The sequence below is a fragment of the Kribbella sp. CWNU-51 genome (assembly GCF_054073265.1).
In genome coordinates this window covers 676,845-698,856 of the sequence record NZ_JBSXMZ010000004.1, presented here as the reverse complement: position 1 = coordinate 698,856, position 22,012 = coordinate 676,845, and the positions used below count along the sequence as shown (strand labels likewise).

Genomic DNA, 22,012 nt, shown 5'->3' with positions numbered 1-22,012 from the left:
GGTCAGACGTTCTGGATGGCCTCGATTCGGTTCGAGCTGATGGCTTTGGTGAAGTCTGCGAAGTCCTGGTCGTTCTGGGCTGCGTAGCGTTCGGAGAAGTCGGTGATCGACTTGTCGAAGGCATCGTTGTCGCCGAGGTAGGCAGCGATGGACACCGCGTCACCCGATCGTGCGTGTGCACGGGCCAGGGTCCATCCGCACGTGCGGGCGTAGAAGTCCAGCGTCGCGGGCGCCATCAGCTCCACGAGCGCTGAGCCCTTCATGTCGCGCAGTTGGCGCCAGTAGAAGTAGCGGTCGGCCTGAACCCCTTTGGACCAGCCCAGGAAGATGTCACTGCTGGCCTGCATCAGTCGCTGGCCCTGGACCACTCGCTCGCCCGCCTGCCTGAACCTGCTCTTGGCCAACGGTCCTTCGAGAACCGACCTGGTGGCTTCCTTGACCTGGAGGAACAGCGGATCGCCGCGGTCACGACCCTGCAGCAGGACGATGAACGCTCGCGTTCCGACGCTGCCGACGCCGACGACCTTCCGGGCCCAGTCGATGATCTCGAAGCGCTCCAGCAGCTGCCGGACGTCGGGCCGAAGCGTGGAACGGTAGTCCCGGAACAGGTCGATGACGACCTTCTCGAGATCCCCGGGATCTACGCCGTACGTCGTGTGGAGGTCGCGCACGGGGACGATCACTGGCGGGACACTGGTGATGCGGTAGCGGCCGTCGACCTCTTCACCGAGCTTGGACAGCGCCTGATCGCTGTTGCGGGAGTGGGCCTTCTGCGCGTTCTTCTCGAAGCGCTTGTAGGCCTCTTTCCGCTCCTTCGGCGTCATCCCGCTCGTACTGTCGCCGGTGCTCTTGTGCTTGCCCTTCTTGGACTCCTTGCCCTTGCTGTCGGCTTTGGCCAGCAAGGCGTTCACCGACTGGTTGATCTGGTCCTCGGAGATGTGGGCGTACCACACGTCGAGAGTCTTCATGGCGGCGAACTCGGCCATCGCCTCCCGGTAGGAGGTGACACCGGCCTTCGTGATCGCCCGAGCGTCCGAGTCCGAGAAGCCGTTGTTCTGTGCCGCCACCATGAGGCTCGCGGCCAGCCGTTTGACGTCGTACTCGAACGGCCCCGGAAGGGTCTCGTCGAAGTCGTTGATGTCGAACACCAGGTTTCGCTCCGGCGAGGCGAAGACGCCGAAGTTCGACAGGTGGGCATCTCCACACAGTTGGACCTGGAGACCGGAAGTGGGTGTCTCGGCAAGGTCGACCGACATGATCTTGGCGGCACCGCGGTAGAACGTGAACGGCGAGGCCACCATCCGGCCGTGCCGTACCGGGACCAGATCGGCGTCGCGCCGGGCGTTCTGTTCCTCGATGAGCGCCACCGGGTCCGGCCGGTCCGCGGCGGGCACCCACCCTGTGTGACTGTCCGGCATCGCTCGGGTGCGAGCCTCTAGTCCGCGCGCATACCGCTCGTCCAGAGTCGGATGTTCAACCTTCGTCGCCATGATCGGCCGCCTTTCTCTCCGTTGCCGACGATTCAGCAGGACTCTGGTCGCCGCATCACCCCTGAGGGACGATCAGGCTCCGCCTGCCGGAACGACACCGTGGCCCGGCGGGCCGGGCCACGGTGAACTCGTCCGGGGAGGTCCTACTCGCGCATCAGCATCAGAGCGGCTTCGCGTTCGAGGTCCAGGTACGGATCGCCGCTGACGTCGACAGCGACCCGGTTGATCGTGCCGCCGGTGAATGTGTGCGGCGGTGCACCGGGGTAGTCGTCGGTGACCGGCTCTCCGCTGTGCCGGCCGACGTACAGGCCTGAACCGGCGATGGCGAAGGCCCCGAGTTGGGTCTTGATGTGTCCCTCGCCGACCTTCTCGTCTCCGTGGTACAGCGAGAGTGTTCCGGTGGCGGCGTCAGGGTCCATCCCTTGCTTCTCGAAGGACGCCGACAAGATCAGGTTCTCGCCCGTCGGGATGTCCTTCGTCCCGACGATCTGCTGCTCGATCGCGCCGACGAAACTGTTCACGTAGTGCAGCCGGTTGTCCTTCACGTACAGCGCGTGGCCACCGAACCTGGCGCCCATCGCGAAGAGCACACCTTCGGCTCCCGGTGCGGGGATGTCGACCAGCGCGCCGATCGTGAAGGAGCGGTTGCGGGTGTTGACCGCCTGCCACTCCGAGACCGGGGCAGTGTCGGGGTAGTACACATAGCGGTCCTTCGCGGCGGTCAGCTGGGGCCGGGGGGTGGTGAGGATCTCCACCGCGGAGCGGTCGTCGAGCGGGAAGGCGTTGTTCGCGCCGGCCTCGGAGAACCAGATGTTCACCAGCTCGCGCAGTTTGTCCGGCTGGTCCGCGGCGAGGTTCCTGGTCTCCGACCGGTCGGTCTCGACGTGATAGAGCTCCCACTCGTCGGCGTTGAAGTTGCCCCAGCCGGCGATGGTCGGGTGGGTGGTGACCGCCTTCCAGCCTTCGTGGTAGATCGCGCGGGATCCCAGCATCGAGTAGAACTGGGTCCGTCGTCCGGACTCGGCGGATGCGTCGTCGACACTGCCGCGCATGCTCATCCCGTCGAAGGCGCTCTGGGTGTGTCCCTTGATCGTCTCCGGCGCGTCGACGCCGAGTACGTCGAGAATCGTCGGAACGATGTCGATGGCGTGGTGGTACTGATGGCGGAGCTCGCCGCGTGCCCGCGCGCCCTTCGGCCAGGAGATGATGCAGGGATCCGAGGTGCCGCCACTGAACTCGTAGCGCTTCCACATCTTGTACGGCGTGTTGAACGCCATCGCCCAGCCGTTGGGGTAGTGGTTGTAGGTCTTCGTGCCACCCAGGTCGTCCAGCTTGGCGAGGTTCTCCGCCAGGTCGTCCTCGATCCCGTTGGCGAACTTCATCTCGTTGACCGAGCCGTTCGGGCCGCCTTCGCCGCTCGCACCGTTGTCGGACACGACCACGACGAGGGTGTTCTCCAGCTGCTCGGTCTGCTCCAGGTACGCGAGCAGCCGGCCGATGTGGTGGTCGGCGTGCGCGAGGAATCCGGCGTACACCTCGGCCATCCGGGCGAAGAGGCGCCGCTCGTCGGCGTTCAGCGTGTCCCACGGGCGGGTGTAGTCCAGCGCCGGGAACGGCTGGTGATCCGGGCCGCTGCGCGACTCGGGGGTGCCGATCGGATTCACCGGCGGCAGTTCGGTGTCGGCCGGCACCAGACCGAGTTCCTTCTGGCGCGCGAGGGTCTCTTCCCGCATGGCCTCGTAGCCCTGGTCGAAGCGGCCGGCGAACTTGTCGATCCATTCCTTGGGCGCGTGGTGGGGTGCGTGGGCGGCGCCGGGTGCGTAGTACAGGAAGAAGGGTTTCTCCGGAGCGATCGCCTTGGTGTCCTTGATGAACTCGATCGCCTTGTCGGTGAGGTCGACGGTCAGGTGGTAGCCCTCCGCGGGCGAGCGCGGCTGATCGACCGGGTGGTTGTCGTAGACCAGGTCGGGGTACCACTGGTTCGTCTCGGCCCCGAGGAACCCGTACCAGCGTTCGAAGCCGCGGCCGCTCGGCCAGTTCCGGCGCGTCGCCGCGAGGTTCATCTCGTCGGTGGGGCACAGGTGCCATTTGCCCACCATGTACGTGTTCCAGCCGCGCTCGCCGAGGATCTCCGACAGCATCCCGTTCTCCGGTGGGATCGTGCCGCTCGCGTTCGGGAACCCGATCGCCGCCTCGGTGATGCAGGCCATGCTGTTGCGCGTGTGGTTACGGCCGGTGAGCAGACACGACCGGGTCGGCGAGCACAGCGCCGTCGTGTGCCACTGGGTGAAGCGCACCCCGCGCTGAGCGATCGCGTCGATGTTGGGGGTCTCGATCGGGCCGCCGTAGCAACTCATGGCCGAGAACCCGACGTCGTCCAGGACGATGTACACGACGTTCGGCGCACCCGAGGGGGCCTTGGCCGGCTCGAACGGCATCCAATCCGGTACGGAGTCGCGGATATCGACATTGATCGTTCCTCGGAACGGCACAGGCATAACATTCACTCCTTGCTGGTACTGACAGCAGTTGACCTCCTGTCAGCCTCGGTCGCCCCGGAATCCGAGTCGCCACCCGCCGCGGATGAACCGGTATGCCCCCGTGACAACGGGCGGGTAGATCATCCGGGCTGTGGGATGCCTCGAGGGTGGGAGCCGGACAGGATGGCCGTGGTGTCGAGGCTCGGCGCTGAAGCGGAGATTCTGAGGGCTGGCCGATGGGGTGGAAATCGTGAGGCGGCGGATTGCGGCGGTGGTCGCGTTGGTGGTGGGGGCGGCGACGCTGGTGTTCGGTGTCGTGAACGCCGTGAATGAGTTTCCGCGCGGCCTCATCTTCCTGGCGTGCGTGGTGATCGCGGTCGTAGCGGCTTGTTACGGCGTACTGCGGCGAGGGATCGCGCGTACGGCCGGGTTGCTCGTGGCCGGTCTGGCGCTTGTCGGTGCGCTGCTCGTCATTGTCCTGGGTGGGGACTTCGGCCGCGACCTTCTGCTCCTCGTGGGACTGCTGGTCACCCTGGCAGCCACCCGTGCCAGCTTCACCTCCCACGTGGATCTCCCGTCCGCGCCGGCCCCGCAGCATCCGGTGCTGTTCTACAACCCGAAATCCGGTGGCGGGAAGGCAGAACGCTTCGCGGTCGCCAAGGAAGCGCGCGACCGCGGGATCGAGCCGATCGAGCTGAAGCGCGGGGACGATCTCGAGACCCTGGTCCGCGGCGCGGTCGCGCGGGGCGCCGACGGACTCGCGATGGCCGGCGGGGACGGCTCGCAGGCGGTCGTCGCCGCGGTCGCCGCCGAACTCTCGCTGCCCTACGCCTGCGTGCCGGCCGGCACCCGCAACCACTTCGCGCTCGACCTCGGAGTCGACCGTGACGATGTGGTCGGTGCGCTGGACGCTTTCGTCAACGGCGGCGAGCGCTTGGTGGATCTCGCCGAGGTCAACGGGCGGGTGTTCGTCAACAACGTGTCGCTCGGCGTGTACGCCGAAGCCGTCCAGCGCACCGGCTACCGCGCGGCGAAGATCCGGACTCTGCTCGACACCGTGCCCGACGCCCTCGGCGCCGGGGGCAGCGACCTCGATATGCGCTGGGCGGGGCCGGAAGGGCAGGAACACCGCGGGGGAGCCGCCGTGCTCATCTCCAACAACCGCTACCGGCTCGGTCGTGCGGTCGGTTCCGGCACCCGTCCGAGCATCGACGACGGTCTGCTCGGCATCACCGTCATGGGCGCGCCGGCGGACGAAGCTCAACGCCGCCTTGAGCGTCCTATGCGCGAGTGGACGGCTGCGTCCTTCCAGGTCGATGCCGATCGGCCCCTGCCGGCCGGCGTCGACGGCGAGGCGCTCATCTTCGACGCGCCGCTGCGCTTTCAGATCCGGCCCGGAGTTCTCCGGGTCCGTATCGCGCCCCAGCACCCGGGCGCATCGCCGTCGGCGATGCTTCCCGAGGGCCTCCGCGACGGCCTGGCCGCGCTGGTGCGCATCGCTCTCGGCCGCGACCGGCACTCGGCAAGCTCAACCCCTGGGAGACCGTAATGGATCTGATCGAGATCCACGAGAAGGAGCCGATGAGCCGGGAGGCCGCCGCGGCCCGATTGCGCGCTCTTGCCGACAGCCTCACCAAGGAGAACGATGTCCAGTTCGACCGAGGCGGCCTGCGAGTCAGGGTGCATGTTCCGGACGAGGTGTTCCTGAAGCTCGAGTTCGAGCTCGGGGACGACGGGAGCGAGCTCGAGGTCGAGCTCACATGGTGACGGAAACAGTTGCGTGATCGGCTCATCGCACCGGCTCTCTGCCTACGACCGCGCGCTGTACCGGTCGGTGGCAGAACTGCCCACGCCCGTCCTGGACGAGCCGCTACGACGGGTGTCCGACTTCGCCAACTTCTCCAAGCCATGGTTCCTGGCGGCCGGCGCCCTTGCGCTGTTCGGCGGCCCGCAAGGCCGGCGGGCCGCGGTCGCGGGGCTCGGGGCGATCGGGGCGGCGTCGTTCCTGGTGAACCAGCCGCTCAAGAAGATGGTCGGTGAACGCCACCGGCCCGACCGGGTCGGCCTCGGCGTCCCCGTGCAGCGCTGGGTGCGCATGCCCTCGTCGGGATCGTTTCCGTCCGGACACTCCGCGTCCGCGGCGGCCTTCGCCGTCGCCGTCGGGGACGTTGTACCCGCGCTTCGGCCGGCACTGCGCGGGGCGGCGGCGGTCGTCGCGTTCTCCCGGGTGTACACGGGCGTGCATTACCCGAGTGACGTTCTGGTCGGCGCGACTGTCGGGGCGCTGTTCGGACGCCTGGCCGGACGGCTGGCGCTCCGCGGCGACCCACCGAAGCCAGCCGAAGACAAGGAGCACACGTCATGACAGTTCAACCCACGCACGGCGGTGCGAACGCGATCGCCGCCGGCCGGCTCTGGGCGGGAGGCGCGGCCACGGCCGTCGTCGCCGCACTGATCGCGGTGGTCGGCATCCTGCTCGCGCGCGGCGTCTTCGACGTACCCATCCTGGCACCCGAAGGCGAGGGCACCTGGGGAGACGCGGACACGCTGAGGTACGCGTTGTACTGCGCTGCCGCGGCGCTGGTGGCCACCGGCCTGCTGCATCTGTTGCTGATCTCCACGCCCCGGCCCCTGCAGTTCTTCAGCTGGATCATCGGGCTGGCCACGATCGCCGCGGCACTCCTCCCGTTCGTCGCCAACGGCACGACGGCATCGAAGGTTGCGACGGGACTGATCAACCTCATCGTCGGGATCGCCATCGGCACCCTGCTGACCGGAGCAGCGCGGTCGGCCATGCGGGACCGCCGTACCACTTACTGACCGGAGCTCGGCGGTCGACGCCGCACTGCCCAGGCCTCGGCCTCCCGCAGGGCTTGCGTCGTCGATTCCCCGACCACTTCGGTGGCCTCGAAGACGCCGACCGGGGCCACCCCCTGGCGGTCGGTACGATGCAGCAGGTCGGCGACAGCGTGGTCGACCCCGCTGAGATACAACCGGCCGCCGACGGCGTCGAGGGCGGTGGCGTAGTCGTCCACGACCTTGACGAACGTCGCCCCAACGGCTGTCCGGCCGCGCATCCGCAGTACGACGGTTGGTGCCTCGGCGCCGGCCGGGTCGGGCAATTTGGCCTGGAGAGTGCGCGAGCCGGCGTACAGCAGGCTCCCGTACACGTCGAGGACAGTCGCCCGATAGCTGGGCAGCTTCGGGGGAGCCGGGTGTTCGCTCCACCGGCCGTCGCCGATCGGCGACAGTTGGACGACCTTGAGGTCCGACGCCTCCTGGTTGAGCTGCAGCAGCAGCGAGAGGGACACGCCGATGCCGACCGCGGCGGCGATCGGCAGGAACAGCGTTGCGCAGAAGGTCGTGACGACCGCGATCTGCGACGTCGGGCCGGTGCGCAGGATCGACACCAACTCGCGCGGCCGCAGCGACTTGGCCGCCGCATAGATGAGCACGGCCGCCAGTGTCGGCATGGCGACAAGCCCGATCACCTGGGAGAAGGCTGCGAGGATCGCGATCATCCACAGGCCTGAACAGATCGCCGCCCACCTGGTGCGGCCGCCGACCGTCTGGTTCAGGGAGGTCTGGCCCACCGAACCGCCGACCGGCAGGCCGCGGAAGAAGCCGGCCGCGGCATTGCCGATGCCCTGGGCAATGAAGTCCCGGTTCGGGTCCGAGGCGGTTCCGTCCCGGTTCGGAGCGGCGTCGGCGACACCACTGCCCTGCACGAGGACGATGGCCGCGACCGCCAGTGCGCCGGTGATCAAGGAGAAGGACAGCTGGCCGAGGTCGGGCAGCTGCGGCAGCGGAATGCCGCGAGGAATCTGTCCGGTGTCCTTCACGAGGGTCACCTGGTCGGCGCCGGCGAGGGCCAGGCCGGCGGTTGGCACGGCGAGCGCCACCAACGCGCTCACCCTCGCCAGCGGGGTGCGGGACAGGCCGACGAGGATCGCGAGCGCGGCGAGGCCCGCGAGCAGCGATGGGAGGTCGATCTGCCCGGGGTGGAAGACGTCCATGGCCTTCGTGAGCGCGACGTCGCCCGTGGCGTTCGCGCCGGCGAGGCTGGGCAGCTGACTGAGGATGATGTTGACCGAGATCCCGGTGAGGAAGCCGGTCATCACCGAGTGTGACACGAAGCGGGTATAGCGCCCCAACCGGGCGATGCCCGCCAGGATCATCACCAGGCCGGCGATGATCGTCAACAGCAGCAGGGCTTGCGGCCGGTCCGCGGGGTCCACGCCTTCCAGGGCCGATCCGGCGGCCAGGGCCCCGGCCGTGGTCGTGGTGATCACCATCAGTTGGCTACTCGTCGCGAATCCGCCCGCGACCGGAGCGGCGAAGCTCGCGTAGAGGCCATGGATCGGGTTCACGCCGATGAGTGCCGCGGACGCCATCCCGTTGGGAACGCTGCTGATCGCGCCCGGCAGACCGGCGATCACGTCCGCGCGCAGGTTCCGTCGCTCGGGACGGATCGATCGCAGCCACCGCAGCAGCGGGCGCGCGCTCACGCGGTGACCGGCCACGCGCGTCTCCCTCCGCGATCGAGGGTCTGATGGCTGCGAGCCTAGGGGCTGAGCGGCGGCGGCATCTCACCCTGGATGGACGATGCGGTGCGGGGGATCGGCGGGCATCGTCATCACCGTGGGGGCGAATGACCAGAAGGGGTGGCACCATGACACACGGCGAATACGGTCCGATGGACGACCTGGAAGTGGAGCAGGATGTCTCGAGCGGAGCGGTGGGCGGCGTCGCGTTCGCCGCGACCTTGACGGCGATGATCGGTTCGTTCTCGATCGTGGCGGGGCTCGCCGCGATTCTCGGCGATGACTACATAGTCAACAACCGGCGCTACGCGTTCCACCTCTCCGTCACCGGGTGGGGGTGGATCCACCTGGTGCTGGGCATTGCACTCGTCGTGGTCGGGATCGCGCTCTTCGCGAACAAGAGCTGGGCAGGGTTGGTCGCGATCATCTTCGCCGGGCTGACCGCCCTCGACTACTTCTTCTTCATTCCCTACCAGCCGGTCTGGTCGATCGTGGTGATCGCGCTCTGCGTGTGGGTCATCTGGTCCGTGACAAAGGCGCGAGAAAGCCGGGTCTGACCCGGTCGGCGTCAGGGTCTGCGCGCAGCCGTCGCGGGCCGCCGTCCCCAGTGCGTGCGGCGGCTGAGGGCGCGGACGAAGAACTCGCCCAGCTGATAGTGCGGATCGGTCGCGGTGGGGACCGACTCGGGGGAGCCGAACGCCACGTCATCGATCGTGAGCCGGGAACCCCGGCTCAGCGCGTCGTGATAGCCGACGAGTCGCCCGTCCACGCGAAGGTAGGTCTTGCCGCTGGTGTGCCAGTCGAATCTCAGTTCCGCGAAGTGCGTGCTGGGGTTCGGGAGCTGGCCGATGTCGTGCCAGACGCGGTGCAGCCGGACCCGGACCAAGGCCTGGCGGGTGGTCAGTGGTTCGAGGCTGAGGTCGAAGTCGTCCCCGAGGCGAATGATCCGCAGCGACGAGCTCACGGTCCGGCCAGGGTGTTTGATCCGCAACTGGCAGCTGACCCCGATCACCTCCACCAGGGGAGTGTCGAGGACGTAGTGGAGACTGCGGCCCGGTGCGATCAGTACGGTGCCCTGGGACGGACTCAGCGCCAGCGAACTCGGCGACAAGCTGCCCGGCAGACCCTCGAGGGACCGGATGTTGTGGTCCGGGAACTCGCGCAGCAACACTGAGCGCCACATGGCGATCCCCTATCCGGCTTGCTCGGCCACGGCGACTTCGGCAGACGGTAGGTCGGCCCGTTCCGCGGTCGGCGTGTCCTTCGGGGCACCGGAGATCAGGCCGCTGAGCCAGCGAGTGGAGGGGTCCGCGTCCAGGAGCAGGGCCTTGACCAGGAGCGTCAGCGGGACGGCCAGGATGGCGCCCAGCGGTCCGAGGATCCAGGCCCAGAAGACCAGGGAGAGGAAGGTGAGCGTCGTGGACAGACCGACCGAGTCGCCGACCACCTTCGGCTGGATGATCGACTGGATGATGAAGTTGATGACGCTGTACGCCACGATCACCCACAGAAAGGTCTCCCAGCCCTGGTCGAGCAGCGCGAGCAGCGCGGGCGGGATCACTCCGATGAAGAACCCGACGTTCGGGATGTAGTTGGTGATGAAGGCGAGCAGCCCCCACAGCCAGGGCAGCGGGATGTCGAGCAGGTAGAGGACTCCGACATCGAACACGGCGACGACCAGCCCGAAGACGGTGGAGACGATCAGGTAGCGCGTCGTACCGCGCGCGAAGCCGATCAGGGCGCCGGTGACGTCCGGCCTGACCCGTGTCGCCTCGCTCAGGCGGTCTGTGAAGTGGGTGGCGTCGATGCCCATGAAGAACAAGACGATGACGATGAACCCCAGGTTCGAGACGACCCCGAGGAGTCCGGTCAGCCAGCCTTGCAGGACGTCGAAGAGGGCCCCGAGGTCGATCTTCCGCAGGGCGGCCTGGAGTTGCTCGTCGCCGATTCCACGGTCTGCCAGCCAGCCGTGGACATCGTCGACCATCGCGGCGAACTTTTCCTCGTACGTCGGCAGGAGCGTCGCCAGCTTGGCGACGGAGAAGGCCAGCGCGGCTGCCACTCCCAGCAGGAAGGCGTTCACGACCACGAGTGCGATCAGAGCGGCAAGCCACCCCTTGACTCCTCGCCTGACCAGCAGCCGGCGCAGTGGAGTGACAGCGATCGTCAGTATGAGCGCGAGGAAGACGGGTCCGACGATGCCCGCGAAGCCGCGCAGTCCAGCGGCCGTCACGACTGCGGCTCCGGTGCCGAGGAGGACGACGACCCCGCGCGGAAGCGCCGAGGGGGCAGCAGTCGACTCGGCGGCCGGAACCCGGTCGTCGGGGGACTCCGTGGAGCCTGCGGACATCGTCGCAACCTCTCTCTCCCGACCCACCCGGGCTTCGAAGATCGCTCAGATCGTTGCGGGCAGCATCACCCACCCCGGATGATCCTTCGCGTCATCCGATCAGGGTGAGGTGGTGGCGTACCTCGCTGCGGGACGCTGCTCCTGATCCCATGGCACTGACCTGAGCGACACGGTGAAGGAGGCCGCATGGGTGACGGGCCGACGGCGGACTCGGCCACCGCGCGCCAGGAGCGTTCCCCGTCCGACTACGCGGGGGCGATCTACGGGTCTCTGCTGGCGGCGTCAGTGGTGGCCGGCACAGGCCCCGGGCATCAGCCTCCGAACCCTGGCCAGTTGATCGCGCTGCTGCTGGCGACCGGCGTGGTGTTCTGGCTGGCCCACGTGTATGCCCACCTGGTCGGAGAGAAATCATCCCGAGCCCTCATGTCCCTGACGGAGTTCCGCGTCTGTGCCAGGCGGGAGTGGCCGATTGTGCAGGCCGCCGTACCTCCCGCGGCAGCGGTCGGCATCGGTGTGCTCCTCGGGTTGTCGGACGCCGGCGCCGCGTGGCTGGCGCTGGCGGTGGCGGTCGGATCCCAGTTGGGATGGGCGCTGTACGTCGCTGCCAAAGCTGGCGCCACCAGGGGCCGCCTGGTGGCCGCGGGCGTCATCAACCTCTTCCTGGGCCTGGTGATCGTCCTGCTGAAGGCCGCCTTGACTCATTGAGGCCGGCGCGTCGTCCGCCAAGGGTGACGCGGCGGCCGTCGGTGCGGTCCTACTGTCGACGCGCACTCGACATCCGTCGAGACCGAGCAGGAGGGGTGGACACAGATGACCGGCAACCGCGCTGTCGAGCCGCAGGCAGAGTCGGGCTGGGCGATGAGCGGAGTCGCCTTCGCCGCCACGATGATGCTGCTGATCGGCGCCTTCCATGTGATCGCCGGCCTCGCCGCGATCCTGAACGACGAGTACTTCGGGGTCGTCCGGGGCTACGCCTTCCATCTGGACATCACCTCCTGGGGCTGGATCCACCTGGTCCTCGGCCTGGCGCTCATCGTCACCGGCATCGGTCTGTTCTCCCGAGCGGTGTGGGCAGGTGTGATCGCCCTGTTCCTGGTGGTGCTGAGTGCGATCGACAACTTCTTCTTCATTCCCTATCAGCCGTTCTGGGCGCTGCTGCTGATCGCACTCGACGCGTGGGTGATCTGGGCGCTGACGCGTCCGCGCGCACTGCGGTCCTGACGGCCGGGCACCCGTGGCCACCCCGCTGGTCCGGACTGGCGATCTCGGCCGGATCGTTGCCACCTATGTCACCTCGGCGCTGGCGCTGGCCTTAGCGGCCGCCGTGCTGCCCGGCCTGCGGTTCTCGTCGTTCCAGCAGTTGCTCGCCACGGCCGCGGCGGCCTTGCTGGTCGGTGCGCTGGTGCGCCCGGTCCTCGTCGCCGCGAGTGCGGCGATCGGCTGGCTCGCGGTGCTTCTGCTGGCATTTCTCGGGCAGGCCGTGATCCTCGCGGTGGCGCTCACGCTGATCCCGGGCGTCGAGGCGGACTCGTTCTGGGTCGTGCTCGCCGCCGCCTGGATCGTGGCGGCCGCGACGACGATCGTGGCGTGGCTCTGCACCTCCGGTACGCCGGAAGCCTTCACCGCGGCCCTCGTCCGCCGGACCAGGCGGCGGCGCACACCGGTCGACGATCCTGAGGTTCCCGGCGTCATCTTCGTTCAGCTCGACGGCGTGCCCTTCCCGGTTCTGCGCTGGCAACTCCAGGCCGCCACCCTGCCCACCGCGGGGCGCTGGATCCGCGACGGCGGATATCGGCTGGTGGAATGGACGCCGGTGCTGCCGCCCACCACGCCGGCCAGCCAGTTGGGGATCCTGCACGGTCGTATCGACGGCGTCCCCGCGTTCCGCTGGTACGACCGGGCTCTCGGGCGGGTGCTCGTGGCCAATCGCGCCGCCGATGCCGCCGAGATCGAGCGCCGTGCCTCGGACGGCCGCGGTCTGCTGGCCGACGGCGGTGTGAGTATCTCCAACCTTTTCAGCGGTGACGCCGAGCGGTCCGTGCTGACGATGAGCAAGATCGAGCTCAAGCGGGGTTCCGCAGACACGCGTCGCCGCGTCGCCTGGTATCTCGCCCGGCCGGACGGGTTCGCGGGCAGCCTGTTCGGGGCGGTCGCGGAGATCGCCCGGGAGCGGTTCGAGGCCCGGCGCCAGCGCCGCCGCGACGTTCGTCCACGGGGACACCGTGGCTGGCTGTTCGCCGGCATGCGGGCTGTGACGAACGTCGTACTGCGGGACCTCAACACCGCGCTGGTGGCCGAGGAGATGATTCGTGGCACGCGGTCTGTGTATGTCGACTATGTCGACTACGACGAGGTGGCTCATCACGCCGGCTGCTTGCGGCCGGAGTCGCTGGCCGCGCTCGATCGGCTCGATCACGTGCTGGCGTGCTTGGAGGAGGTCGCCGCGGCAGCGCCTCGGCCCTACCGGCTGGTCATCCTGTCGGACCACGGGCAGTCCCAGGGAGCGATCTTCGCCGACCGGTACGGAGTCGACCTCGCCGCTGTCTGCGCACAGCTGACGGCTGCACAGGTCGAAGCCGTCGAGCAGCCGGTCGAGGGATGGGGTCGCCTGAACGGACTCCTGGCCGATCTGTCCGGAAGTGACTCGAGCCGGGGGCGGGCCGCCCATGGCGCGGCACTCCGGGTCCAGCGCCGCTCCGCGCCGCCCACGGTCACCGCCGCCTCGGACCTGGTCGTCCTCGGGTCGGGAAACCTCGGTCTGGTCTACGCCGCCGAGGAACGCCGGCTGACGATGGAGGACATCAACGGTCGCTGGCCGGCCCTCATCCCGGGGCTGGTGAACCATGAGGGGATCAGCTTCGTCGCGGTGCTGAGCACGGAGCACGGGCCGCTGGTGGTCGGGCCTTCGGGTCTCCACCGGCTGTCCGACTCGAAGGTGACGGGGGACGACCCGCTGGCGCCGTTCGGGCCGCTGATCCCGGCCGACCTGCTGAGAGCGGTGTCGATGCCCGAGGCACCTGATCTGTACGTGAACAGCTCGGTCGACCAGGACACCGGCGAGGTTTCCGCGTTCGAGGGTCTGGTGGGCTGTCACGGTGGAATCGGCGGATGGCAGGGACGGGCGCTACTCCTCGCCCCGCCCGACCTGGTGATCCCGGATCAGCCGATCCGCGGCGCGGACGAGCTGCACCGCGTGCTCGTCGGCTATCTCGAACAGCTCGGGCAACGCGGCGGGATCTCTCGCGACGGCGCGACCCAGCTATCACCGCCGGACCGACGGAGACTCACCCACAGAGGATGAGCAAACCTGAGCGGCAGGCGGGCAACACTCGACCGAGGGGTGTCACGATGATCGACCAGACTGCCGGTAAGTGGTTCCTCCGCCCGGGCGAGCGCGGTAATCCCGGCACGGACATCGACCGGGTCGGCGACGTGGACGGATCCTGGGTCGAGGGCAACCTGGTCCGGCCGCTGATCCACGGCGCGACCTACTTCCGCCGGCTGTACGAGGAGCTCTGCGCGCTGCAGCCCGGCGACCGGGTGTATTTCACCGACTGGCGTGGCGACGCGGACGAGAAGTTGCTGCCCGACGGCCCGGCGATCGGGACTGTCCTGGCCGACCTGGCCCGATCGGGAGTCGAGGTCAGAGGGCTGTTGTGGCGATCGCATTCGGATTACCTGCAGTTCAACGCAGCGGAGAACCGGCGGTTGGGAACGAAGCTCAACGAGGCCGGCGCCGAGGTGCTGCTCGACCAGCGCGTCCGGTGGATGTCGTCGCACCACCAGAAGCTGGTCGTCATCCAGCACAAGGGGCGACGGGAACTGGATCTCGCGTTCGTCGGCGGCATCGACCTGTCCCATCAGCGCCGGGACGACGGCGAGCACCTGGGGGACCCGCAACAGGCACCGATGGATCGCAGGTACGGCGACCGCACACCCTGGCACGATGCGTCGCTGGAGATCCGCGGACCGGTCGTCGGCGATCTGCTCCGCACCTTCATCGAGCGCTGGGACGACGGCCACCCGCTGGACCGGCGGACGCCGTACCGGATGGTCAGGCATCGGCTCGCCCGGATGCCGCGCCATCCGAAGCCGCTGCCGGAGGAGTTCCCGGATCCGCCGCGGGCCGGGCCGCACGCCGTACAGGTGCTGCGAACGTATGCCCACAAGCGTCCCGGCTTTCCGTTCGCCCCCGAGGGGGAGCGGAGCATCGCCCGTGCGTACGGCAAGGCGTTCGGCAACGCCCGGAGCCTGATCTATCTGGAGGACCAGTACCTGTGGTCCGAGCTGATCGCGCAGGGCATCCACGATGCCCTCGAGCGGTCACCCGAGCTCCGCGTGATCGTCGTCGTGCCGCGATACCCGGACGCCGACGGTGCGGTGAGTGGACCGCCCGCTCGCTTCGGTCAGCTGCGCGCTGTGCGGATGCTGCGGCGAACCGCGCCCGAGCGCGTCGGGATCTACAACCTGGAGAACGCCGCCGGCTCACCCATCTACGTGCACGCGAAGATCTGCATCGTCGACGACGTGTGGTTCACCTGCGGCTCGGACAACTTCAACCGCCGCTCCTGGACCTGTGACAGCGAACTCACCTGCGCGGTCCTCGACCCGACTCCCGAGGTCGGGGAGTTCGTGACCGAGGGCACCCGCCGGCTCGCGCGAGAGCTGCGGCTGGAGGTGTGGTCGGAGCATCTCGGCCTGCCGCGCCGCAACCTGGCGCGCCTCGACCTGCGGGCGGGCTTCGACCTGTGGCAGCGAACCGCCGCGGACCTGGAAGCCTGGCACGCCGGTGGCCGCACCGGCATCCGGCCACCCGGACAGATCCGCCCGCACGAGCCACAACCAGTGTCCCGGTTCCAAGCGCTCTGGGCGGAACCGATCTATCGGCTGATCTACGACCCGGACGGCCGGCCCCGCCGGATGCGCCGGCGTGGGGAGTTCTGACATGAGTGTCGAGTTCGTGTTCTGGACCGTTGTCCTGGCGCGCTTCGCGCTGCCGCTGTTCATCCCGAAGTTCCCGCTGCCGGCGATCATCGCCTGCCTGCTGCTCGACGGCGTCGACCAGTCGATCTTCCAGTGGTTCGGTTTCGACCCGCCGTTCTACCAGAGCTACGACAAGGCGATGGACGTCTTCTACCTGTCCATCGCCTACCTGGCGAGCCTGCGGAACTGGACCAACCCGGGAGCGGTGAAGATCAGCCGCTTCCTGTTCTTCTTCCGCCAGATCGGTGTGGTCGCGTTCGAGCTCACCGGCGCGCGGGCGCTGCTGTTGTTGTTCCCGAACACCTTCGAGTACTTCTTCATCGCCTACGAAGGGGTACGGACCCGGCGGAACCCGTTGCGGTACAGCTTCAAGTTCTGGGTGATCGTCGCCGCCGCGATCTGGATCTTCGTCAAGCTGCCGCAGGAGTACTGGATCCACATCGCCCAGCTGGACCTGACCGACACGATCCGGGACGTGCCCTGGTTCCTGCCGGCGCTGATCGTTGCCGTGCTCGCGCTGCTCGCGGTCCTGTACTTCTTCGTCCGGCCGCGGCTCAGCCCGGCAGACTGGGCCTGGCGGTTCCGCGCCGATCCGCTGCCCGAAGGAATCGACGAGGCCCACGAGCGGGCCGCGTACCAGGCTGCGCACCGCAAGGTTTTCGACAGCACAACACTGGAGAAGACCTTCCTGATCGGCCTGATCAGCATCATCTACGGCGAGGTGCTGCCCGGCGTCGAGTCGAGCAACCTCGAACTGTTCCTCGGGATCGCGGTCTTCGTGGTGATCAACGCCGCGATCGGCCTGTGGGCGGCGAAACGCGGCTACTCGTGGGACTCCGCGGCGGTCTCGTTCGGGGTCGTCTTCGCGACGAACGTCGTACTGGTGGTGCTGGCCGACGTGTTGCTGTCCCGGGGACCGGGCCAGCTGCACCTGGTCGACGCCCTCTTCTTCATCTTCCTGTTCAGCATTCTCACCACCCTGTACGACCGGTACCGCCCGATCGCCGACTACCGCGCCGCCGCTACTGATCGGACGGGAGCCGAGCGCTGACGGGTAAGCGACTGGAGGCGGTCACTCGGCGGCTGGAGCAGACGTTCCTGGGCCGGTGTGTCGAGTCGTTCGTGGCCATGCGCGGCATCGACCGGGCGATGGTCATCGCCTCGCAGGCGCTGACGGCGCTCGTTCCGTTGCTGCTACTGGTCTCGACGCTCGCGCCGGCGAACCGTCGCGACGTCGTCGCGCAGGGACTCATCAGGAAGTTCGAGCTCAGCGGCAACGCCGCCGCGGCCGTTCGGGAGGTGTTCACCCGGCCTCCGGGTGGATCGAACATCGGTGTGCTGAGCGTGGTGATCCTGGTCTTCTCGGGAGTGTCGCTCGCCCGGCGGGTGCAGCGGATGTACCAGGATGCCTGGCGGCTCGACAGTGTTTCGGGCGTTCGTGGGTCGCTCACGACGTTCGTCGGCCTGGGCGCCCTGCTGCTGCAGATCGCCTTGCTGTATCTGGCCCGCTCGGCAGTGCGGGCGATCCCGATGAACTGGTTGCTGAGCGTTACGGCCTCGATCGTGACCGGACTGGTGCTGTGGATCTGCATCCCGTGGCTGCTGCTCGACGGCCGCGTCCACTGGCGACGACTCGTGCCGACCGGAGTGGTGGCGGGCCTCTGCGGCGCTGCCTACAGCAGTGCGACCACGATCTACATGCCGCGGATGATGGAGACCAACAGCGAGCGGTACGGCCTCTTCGGGGTCACGCTGGCTCTGGTCGGCTGGTTGCTGGCTGTTTCGCTCATCCTCGTCATGGCGACCGTGGTCGGGGCGGAGTTCGACCGCAGCCAGGGCTGGTTCGCGCGCCGCGTGCGTACCTGGCTCGGAATCGAGGCTCACCCCGGGCCGGGCGTTCTCCCCCACCATGGATGAGGTGGCGCCAGGCGGCGGGACGGAGCATGGTCGCGTGGGTACATCAGAGCAGCCGGGGAACTCGTCTGACGCGCCGTTGGGTGACGTTCCACTGAGTGACGCGCCGTTGGGTGACGTTCCACCGAGTGACGCGCCCACGAGTGACGTTCCACCGAGTGAAGCGCCGTTGAGTGACGTGCCACCGAGCGAAGCGCTGCTGGGTGACGTGCCGCCCAGTGAAGCGCCCCTGAGTGACGCGCCGCCGCTGGGACCGCAGGCGATCCGCGTGCTCGACACGGCCGTCGGGGCCTCCCTGCTGGCCGCGGCAGTCGCGCAGACGGTAGGGCGCCGGGTCGGGGGCGCTCTCAGCCCGGTCCGACGCCGGGTCGGGGGAACTGTCAACCCGGTCGCCGTCGTGATCCTGCGGCCGCCGATAGTGGCCGAGCGGTACCAGCCAGCCACCTGGCTGGAGGGACTGGCTCAGCGCGGTGGCCGGGAACGTGTGGAGCTGGAGCGTCAGCTGCTGGCCGTGGTGGACTGGATGGTTCCCGCGGTGGCAGCGGAGGTGCTGAAGCGGATCGATGTGGCCGGGGTGATCGCGGAGGTCGATCTCGCCGAGATCATCCGGCAGTCCTCCGGATCCGTTGCCTCCGAGACCGTCCGCGGCGTCCGCATGCAGAGCATCTCCGGTGATCAGGCTGTCGGCCGCGTGGTGGCCCGGCTGAGGCTGCGGCGCGGCCGCAAAGACCCCGAGATGACGCCAACGCAACCATGAGAACGGACGAGTACGTGTCGATCGTCCCGCATGAGGCCGAGCCGTACCAGGGACGACGAGCGGGCCTCGTCACCCGGTCGATCGCCGCTGTCATCGACACGCTCGTGGCGGCGGTGGTGCTGGTGGCCGGCTATGTGGGCGTCAACGGGCTGAGGTTCCTGATCGATCCCCGCGGCTTCCAGTTCAGTGAAGCCTCGCCGCTGCCGGGTATCACGACCGGGCTACTCATCCTCGTCGTCTACCTCACGGCCGCCTGGTCGATCACCGGACGAACCTACGGCTGTCAGGTGATGGCGTTGCGGGTGGTCGACCATCGCGGGAGGCCGCTGCGGCCGCTCGTCGCGCTGGGACGGGCCGTCTTCTATGTCGTGTTCCCGCTCGGACTGCTGTTGTGCGCCGGCGGCCGCCTGCACCGCTCTGTGCAGGACCTCGTCCTGCGGACGTCGGTCATCTACGACTGGCTACCCGGACAACCGTGGAGGAGATGACCGTGGCGGACACCGGCCAGCGGGCCGCGACTCCGACAGGGGTCTGGATCGGCCCGATCGTCTTCGCCGGGGTCATGATGATCATTCTCGGCTTCTTCCACGGCTTCCAGGGCTTCGTTGCCCTGTTCAACGACGCGTTCTACGCGGTCCGGGAGAACGGTCTCGCCATCCACGTCGACTACACCGCCTGGGCCTGGACGCACCTGATCGTCGGCACGATCGTCCTCGTGGCCGGATTCTGTGTCCTCCTCGGTCAGGTGTGGGCCCGGGTCGTCGGCGTGATCGTGGCCGTCCTGAGCGTTGTGGTGAACGCGGGATTCCTCGCCGCGGCTCCGGGCTGGTCGACGATCATGATCGCGTTGGACATCCTGGTGATCTGGGCCCTGACCTTCCACGGTCGTGAGGTGCGGCCCGAGGGCGGCGTCGGCGGCCTTCGGTAGCGAGGCCGGTGGATCAGGCCTCCGGACGTGCGGGCAGCAGTCCCAGCTCCCACGCCCGCCGTACCGCCTCGTTCCGGCGAGACGCACTCAGCTTGCGAAGAATGCTGCGTACGTGGCTGCGAACCGTGTTGACGGAGACGTACATGGTGCTGGCGATCTCTTCCGTGGTCAGCAGCTCGGCGAGGTACTCCAGCACCTCGTGCTCCTTGCTGGTCAGCGAGGCGGTGACGACCAACTCGGTCCGGGGCACTCCCCAGTGGCTGGCGGCGCGGTCGCGACCTTCTGGAAGACTCGGCGCACGGAGCCACGGGTGATGTCTCATCAGCTCACCGCTCGGCTGCAGCAGCCTGCGCACCGACGGTGGCGCCTCCGCGAACGGACGGCGGAGCTGTTCGGGAGCTGCGAGTCTGAGCGCGCGTTCCAGACAAAGCCCGCTGCGGCCGGTGTCTCCGGTCCGGATCGACTCTGCGGCTTGGACCAGCCAGCCGTCCACCTGGGTTTCGAGTGGGACGGCGCGATCCGTGACCGGAGGTGGCGGACCAAGCGGGCGCTCGCCGGCCTCGGCGGCTGCGCGCTGCAGCACCAGGAGCGATCCGACCTGGTCGCGACCCGGGGACTGCTCGATCACCGTGATGGCCTCCTGTGGCTGGTGTCGTGCAAGCAGCATCTTGGCCTCGTCGACGACCATTGCCTGGTCCAGCCAGCCGCCCTGTGCGCCGTACCGGTTGCTCGCGGCCCGCAACTCGGCAGCGGCGAGATCGATGTCGCCGCCGGCCCGCAGCAGCCGGGCCCGAACCAGAGCGAGTACGGCAGCGAGAACTCGTGCGTCCTGACTGGGGCCGGCCTCCGCGGCACGCTGCACCATCTCTTCGGCGCTGGACAGATTGCCCCGGTCCGCATGCACCCAGGCCTCGGCCACGATCGCGGACTGCGGCAGCGCCGATCCGGACTCCGAAAGCGTGGCCGCGTGCGCGACGACCTCCCCGGCGCGCCGCAGATGTCCCCAGACAGCTTCCACCAGCGCCACCATGCCGAGGAGATCGGACACGGTCTCGTGGGCAGCGGCTTCTTCCGCGATCGCGATCCCTTCGGTGAAGGCGGTCAGGGCCGCCGGGAAGTCTCCGCGCTGCAGCAGCACCCGGCCTTTGCAGGCGGCGACCAGTAGCCTCGGTTCCGGATGGGCGATGGCTGATTCCCGCGATGCCGCTCTGAGCTCGGCCTCCGCGGTCAGGACGGCATCGAGCGCAGCCTCGGGCGTCTCGCTCAGGCTTGCGCAGACCGCGTGCAGAACACCGATGGCCAGCTCGGCCGCGTGTCCTCGAGCGGACATCCGCTGATCCAGCCAGTTCGTCGCCTTGCCGAGTTCCGACGTACAGCGATCGACATCGAACGCCGCCAGTGCCCGGGCGGCTCGGACGATTGCGGCCTCGGGACTGTCCACATCGTCGGGATAGCCGGCGAACAGCGTTGTCAGCTGTCGACGGCGGCGCCCGACGAGGAGACCGGCGACGTCGAGATCCTCTACCAGGTATCGGGCTGCGTGACGCCAATCACCGGTCACGATGGCGTGATGGATCGCCTCCAGCGGCTGATCGTTCTGGGCGAACCAGGCAGCGGCGGCGCGGTGCAGCGCAGGGACGTCGGTAGGCCGCTCGTACAGCAGCTGCGCGCGAAGGAACTCTCGGAACAGCGGCTGGTAGCTGTAGCGGTCCGCTGTCTCCGGAACCGGCTGGATGAACGAGTTGCCGTGGGATAGGAACTCCAATGACCGAAGGTCACAGGCGTGCCCGGTCAGCGCTTCGGCCAGGCCCGGCCGGACCTCGTCGACGACGCTGGTCCGGAGCAGGAACTCGCGCAGCTCCGGGGGCTGCGCGTCGAGGACCTCGGTCATCAGGTACGCCGCCACGTTCCCGGCGTCTCCGCGGAACTCGCGGATGACCCGCTGCGCGTCGGGCTTCCCGGCAAGGTTCATGGCCGCGAACATCAGGCCGGCCGGCCAGCCGTCGGTCCGGGCCTGGAGTTCGGTGACGTCCTCGGCGGTCAGTTCGAGCTTGTGCCCGCGCATCAGCGCCGCGGCCTCGCCCGTGGTGAACGCCAGCTCGTCGGCACGGATCTCGGCGACGGTGCCCGCCAACCGGTAGAGGTGCAGGGGGAGCGGCGGGTCGGTCCGCGTCACCAGAACGACCCGGACACGTCCGGCGTTGTCGCGGATGAGGCGATGGAGGGTCTTCCCGAACTCCGGCGTCATCGTCAGGTCGCCGCAGTCGACCAGGAGCACCAGTACGTCGTGATCGCGGCCGTGCGGATCGTCCCGGACGGCCTCGACGATGGCCGCGGATTGGTCGCTGCTGCTCAAGGCGATGCGCCGGACCTCGGCCGGACCTGGATAGCCCGCTGCCCACGCATCCAGCAGCATCGTCTTTCCGAATCCCGCGGGCGCACTCACCAGTGTGAGTGGCCGATGGATCCCGACGCTCAGGCGATCGACAAGACGAGGCCGCGGCACGGTTCCTGGTGGAATCACCCAGGTCCTGGCCGTCGACCTACTCTGACCTTCGAATGGTGC

The 22,012-nt window shown here is 68.5% G+C and carries 19 protein-coding genes and 1 pseudogene; 13 read left to right on the top strand and 7 right to left on the bottom strand.

Annotation, left to right across the window (positions count from 1 at the left end; genetic code table 11):
- Positions 1-2: 2 nt before the first annotated feature.
- Positions 3-1,490 (bottom strand): DUF2252 domain-containing protein, encoded by a 1,488-nt coding sequence (locus tag ACXC9Q_RS05365; RefSeq protein WP_457055345.1) that lies wholly within the window; start codon positions 1,488-1,490, stop codon positions 3-5.
- A 143-nt stretch (positions 1,491-1,633) separates the two neighbouring features.
- On the bottom strand, positions 1,634-3,988 hold the full coding sequence (locus tag ACXC9Q_RS05360) for an arylsulfatase (RefSeq protein ID WP_457055344.1): 2,355 nt from the start codon (positions 3,986-3,988) through the stop codon (positions 1,634-1,636).
- Between the two features lie 232 nt (positions 3,989-4,220).
- Here ACXC9Q_RS05360 and ACXC9Q_RS05355 point away from each other — a divergent pair, with 232 nt between their 5' ends.
- From ACXC9Q_RS05355 to ACXC9Q_RS05340, 4 genes are read left to right on the top strand one after another with little or no spacing between them, the layout of a single operon-like run.
- A complete protein-coding gene (locus tag ACXC9Q_RS05355) occupies positions 4,221-5,519 on the top strand; it encodes a diacylglycerol/lipid kinase family protein (RefSeq protein ID WP_457055343.1) in 1,299 nt (432 codons plus the stop codon).
- Complete coding sequence (locus ACXC9Q_RS05350) at positions 5,519-5,737, top strand: amphi-Trp domain-containing protein (RefSeq protein WP_457055342.1); 219 nt, start codon at positions 5,519-5,521, stop codon at positions 5,735-5,737. Before ACXC9Q_RS05355 ends, ACXC9Q_RS05350 begins: the two co-directional genes overlap by 1 nt.
- A 13-nt stretch (positions 5,738-5,750) precedes the next feature.
- Positions 5,751-6,335, top strand: coding sequence for a phosphatase PAP2 family protein (locus ACXC9Q_RS05345; protein WP_457055341.1), 585 nt, complete (start codon positions 5,751-5,753; stop codon positions 6,333-6,335).
- Positions 6,332-6,790, top strand: a complete 459-nt coding sequence (locus ACXC9Q_RS05340) for a DUF6069 family protein (protein WP_457055340.1) — start codon at positions 6,332-6,334, stop codon at positions 6,788-6,790. Before ACXC9Q_RS05345 ends, ACXC9Q_RS05340 begins: the two co-directional genes overlap by 4 nt.
- Here ACXC9Q_RS05340 and ACXC9Q_RS05335 read toward each other — a convergent pair.
- On the bottom strand, positions 6,784-8,493 hold the full coding sequence (locus tag ACXC9Q_RS05335; RefSeq protein WP_457055339.1) for a SulP family inorganic anion transporter: 1,710 nt from the start codon (positions 8,491-8,493) through the stop codon (positions 6,784-6,786). The genes ACXC9Q_RS05340 and ACXC9Q_RS05335 overlap by 7 nt on opposite strands.
- 149 nt (positions 8,494-8,642) lie before the next feature.
- On the opposite strand from ACXC9Q_RS05335, the gene ACXC9Q_RS05330 reads away from it, so the two are divergent.
- Positions 8,643-9,071 (top strand): DUF7144 family membrane protein, encoded by a 429-nt coding sequence (locus tag ACXC9Q_RS05330; RefSeq protein WP_457055338.1) that lies wholly within the window; start codon positions 8,643-8,645, stop codon positions 9,069-9,071.
- Between the two features lie 11 nt (positions 9,072-9,082).
- Here ACXC9Q_RS05330 and ACXC9Q_RS05325 read toward each other — a convergent pair whose 3' ends face one another.
- Positions 9,083-9,697, bottom strand: coding sequence for a hypothetical protein (locus ACXC9Q_RS05325; RefSeq protein WP_457055337.1), 615 nt, complete (start codon positions 9,695-9,697; stop codon positions 9,083-9,085).
- Between the two features lie 9 nt (positions 9,698-9,706).
- The gene (locus ACXC9Q_RS05320) at positions 9,707-10,864 is read right to left on the bottom strand and encodes an AI-2E family transporter (RefSeq protein WP_457055336.1); all 1,158 of its coding nucleotides are present in this window, start codon (positions 10,862-10,864) and stop codon (positions 9,707-9,709) included.
- Between the two features lie 186 nt (positions 10,865-11,050).
- On the opposite strand from ACXC9Q_RS05320, the gene ACXC9Q_RS05315 reads away from it, so the two are divergent.
- From ACXC9Q_RS05315 to ACXC9Q_RS05290, 6 genes are all read left to right on the top strand, one after another.
- Positions 11,051-11,569 (top strand): hypothetical protein, encoded by a 519-nt coding sequence (locus tag ACXC9Q_RS05315; RefSeq protein ID WP_457055335.1) that lies wholly within the window; start codon positions 11,051-11,053, stop codon positions 11,567-11,569.
- Positions 11,570-11,674: 105 nt separating this feature from the next.
- Positions 11,675-12,085, top strand: coding sequence for a DUF7144 family membrane protein (locus ACXC9Q_RS05310; protein WP_457055334.1), 411 nt, complete (start codon positions 11,675-11,677; stop codon positions 12,083-12,085).
- Positions 12,086-12,098: 13 nt separating this feature from the next.
- Positions 12,099-14,165, top strand: coding sequence for a phage holin family protein (locus tag ACXC9Q_RS05305; RefSeq protein ID WP_457055333.1), 2,067 nt, complete (start codon positions 12,099-12,101; stop codon positions 14,163-14,165).
- A 47-nt stretch (positions 14,166-14,212) separates the two neighbouring features.
- On the top strand, positions 14,213-15,808 hold the full coding sequence (locus ACXC9Q_RS05300; RefSeq protein WP_457055332.1) for a phospholipase D family protein: 1,596 nt from the start codon (positions 14,213-14,215) through the stop codon (positions 15,806-15,808).
- 1 nt (position 15,809) lies between these two features.
- The gene (locus ACXC9Q_RS05295; protein WP_457055331.1) at positions 15,810-16,898 is read left to right on the top strand and encodes a hypothetical protein; all 1,089 of its coding nucleotides are present in this window, start codon (positions 15,810-15,812) and stop codon (positions 16,896-16,898) included.
- Between the two features lie 77 nt (positions 16,899-16,975).
- Positions 16,976-17,764, top strand: a complete 789-nt coding sequence (locus ACXC9Q_RS05290; RefSeq protein WP_457055330.1) for a YhjD/YihY/BrkB family envelope integrity protein — start codon at positions 16,976-16,978, stop codon at positions 17,762-17,764.
- A gap of 138 nt (positions 17,765-17,902) precedes the next feature.
- Here the strand turns inward: ACXC9Q_RS05290 and ACXC9Q_RS05285 are convergent.
- Positions 17,903-18,040, bottom strand: a pseudogene (locus ACXC9Q_RS05285) (pentapeptide repeat-containing protein); the annotation flags it as partial.
- 474 nt (positions 18,041-18,514) lie between these two features.
- Between ACXC9Q_RS05285 and ACXC9Q_RS05280 the strand changes: the two are divergent.
- Together ACXC9Q_RS05280 and ACXC9Q_RS05275 are read left to right on the top strand one after the other, a co-directional pair.
- Positions 18,515-19,006: an RDD family protein gene (locus tag ACXC9Q_RS05280; RefSeq protein ID WP_457055329.1), complete on the top strand. Its 492-nt coding sequence runs from the start codon at positions 18,515-18,517 to the stop codon at positions 19,004-19,006.
- Positions 19,007-19,008: 2 nt separating this feature from the next.
- Positions 19,009-19,446 (top strand): DUF7144 family membrane protein, encoded by a 438-nt coding sequence (locus tag ACXC9Q_RS05275; RefSeq protein ID WP_457055328.1) that lies wholly within the window; start codon positions 19,009-19,011, stop codon positions 19,444-19,446.
- A 13-nt stretch (positions 19,447-19,459) separates the two neighbouring features.
- On the opposite strand, the gene ACXC9Q_RS05270 is transcribed toward ACXC9Q_RS05275, so the two are convergent.
- Complete coding sequence (locus ACXC9Q_RS05270; RefSeq protein WP_457055327.1) at positions 19,460-21,892, bottom strand: LuxR C-terminal-related transcriptional regulator; 2,433 nt, start codon at positions 21,890-21,892, stop codon at positions 19,460-19,462.
- Positions 21,893-22,012: the final 120 nt, after the last annotated feature.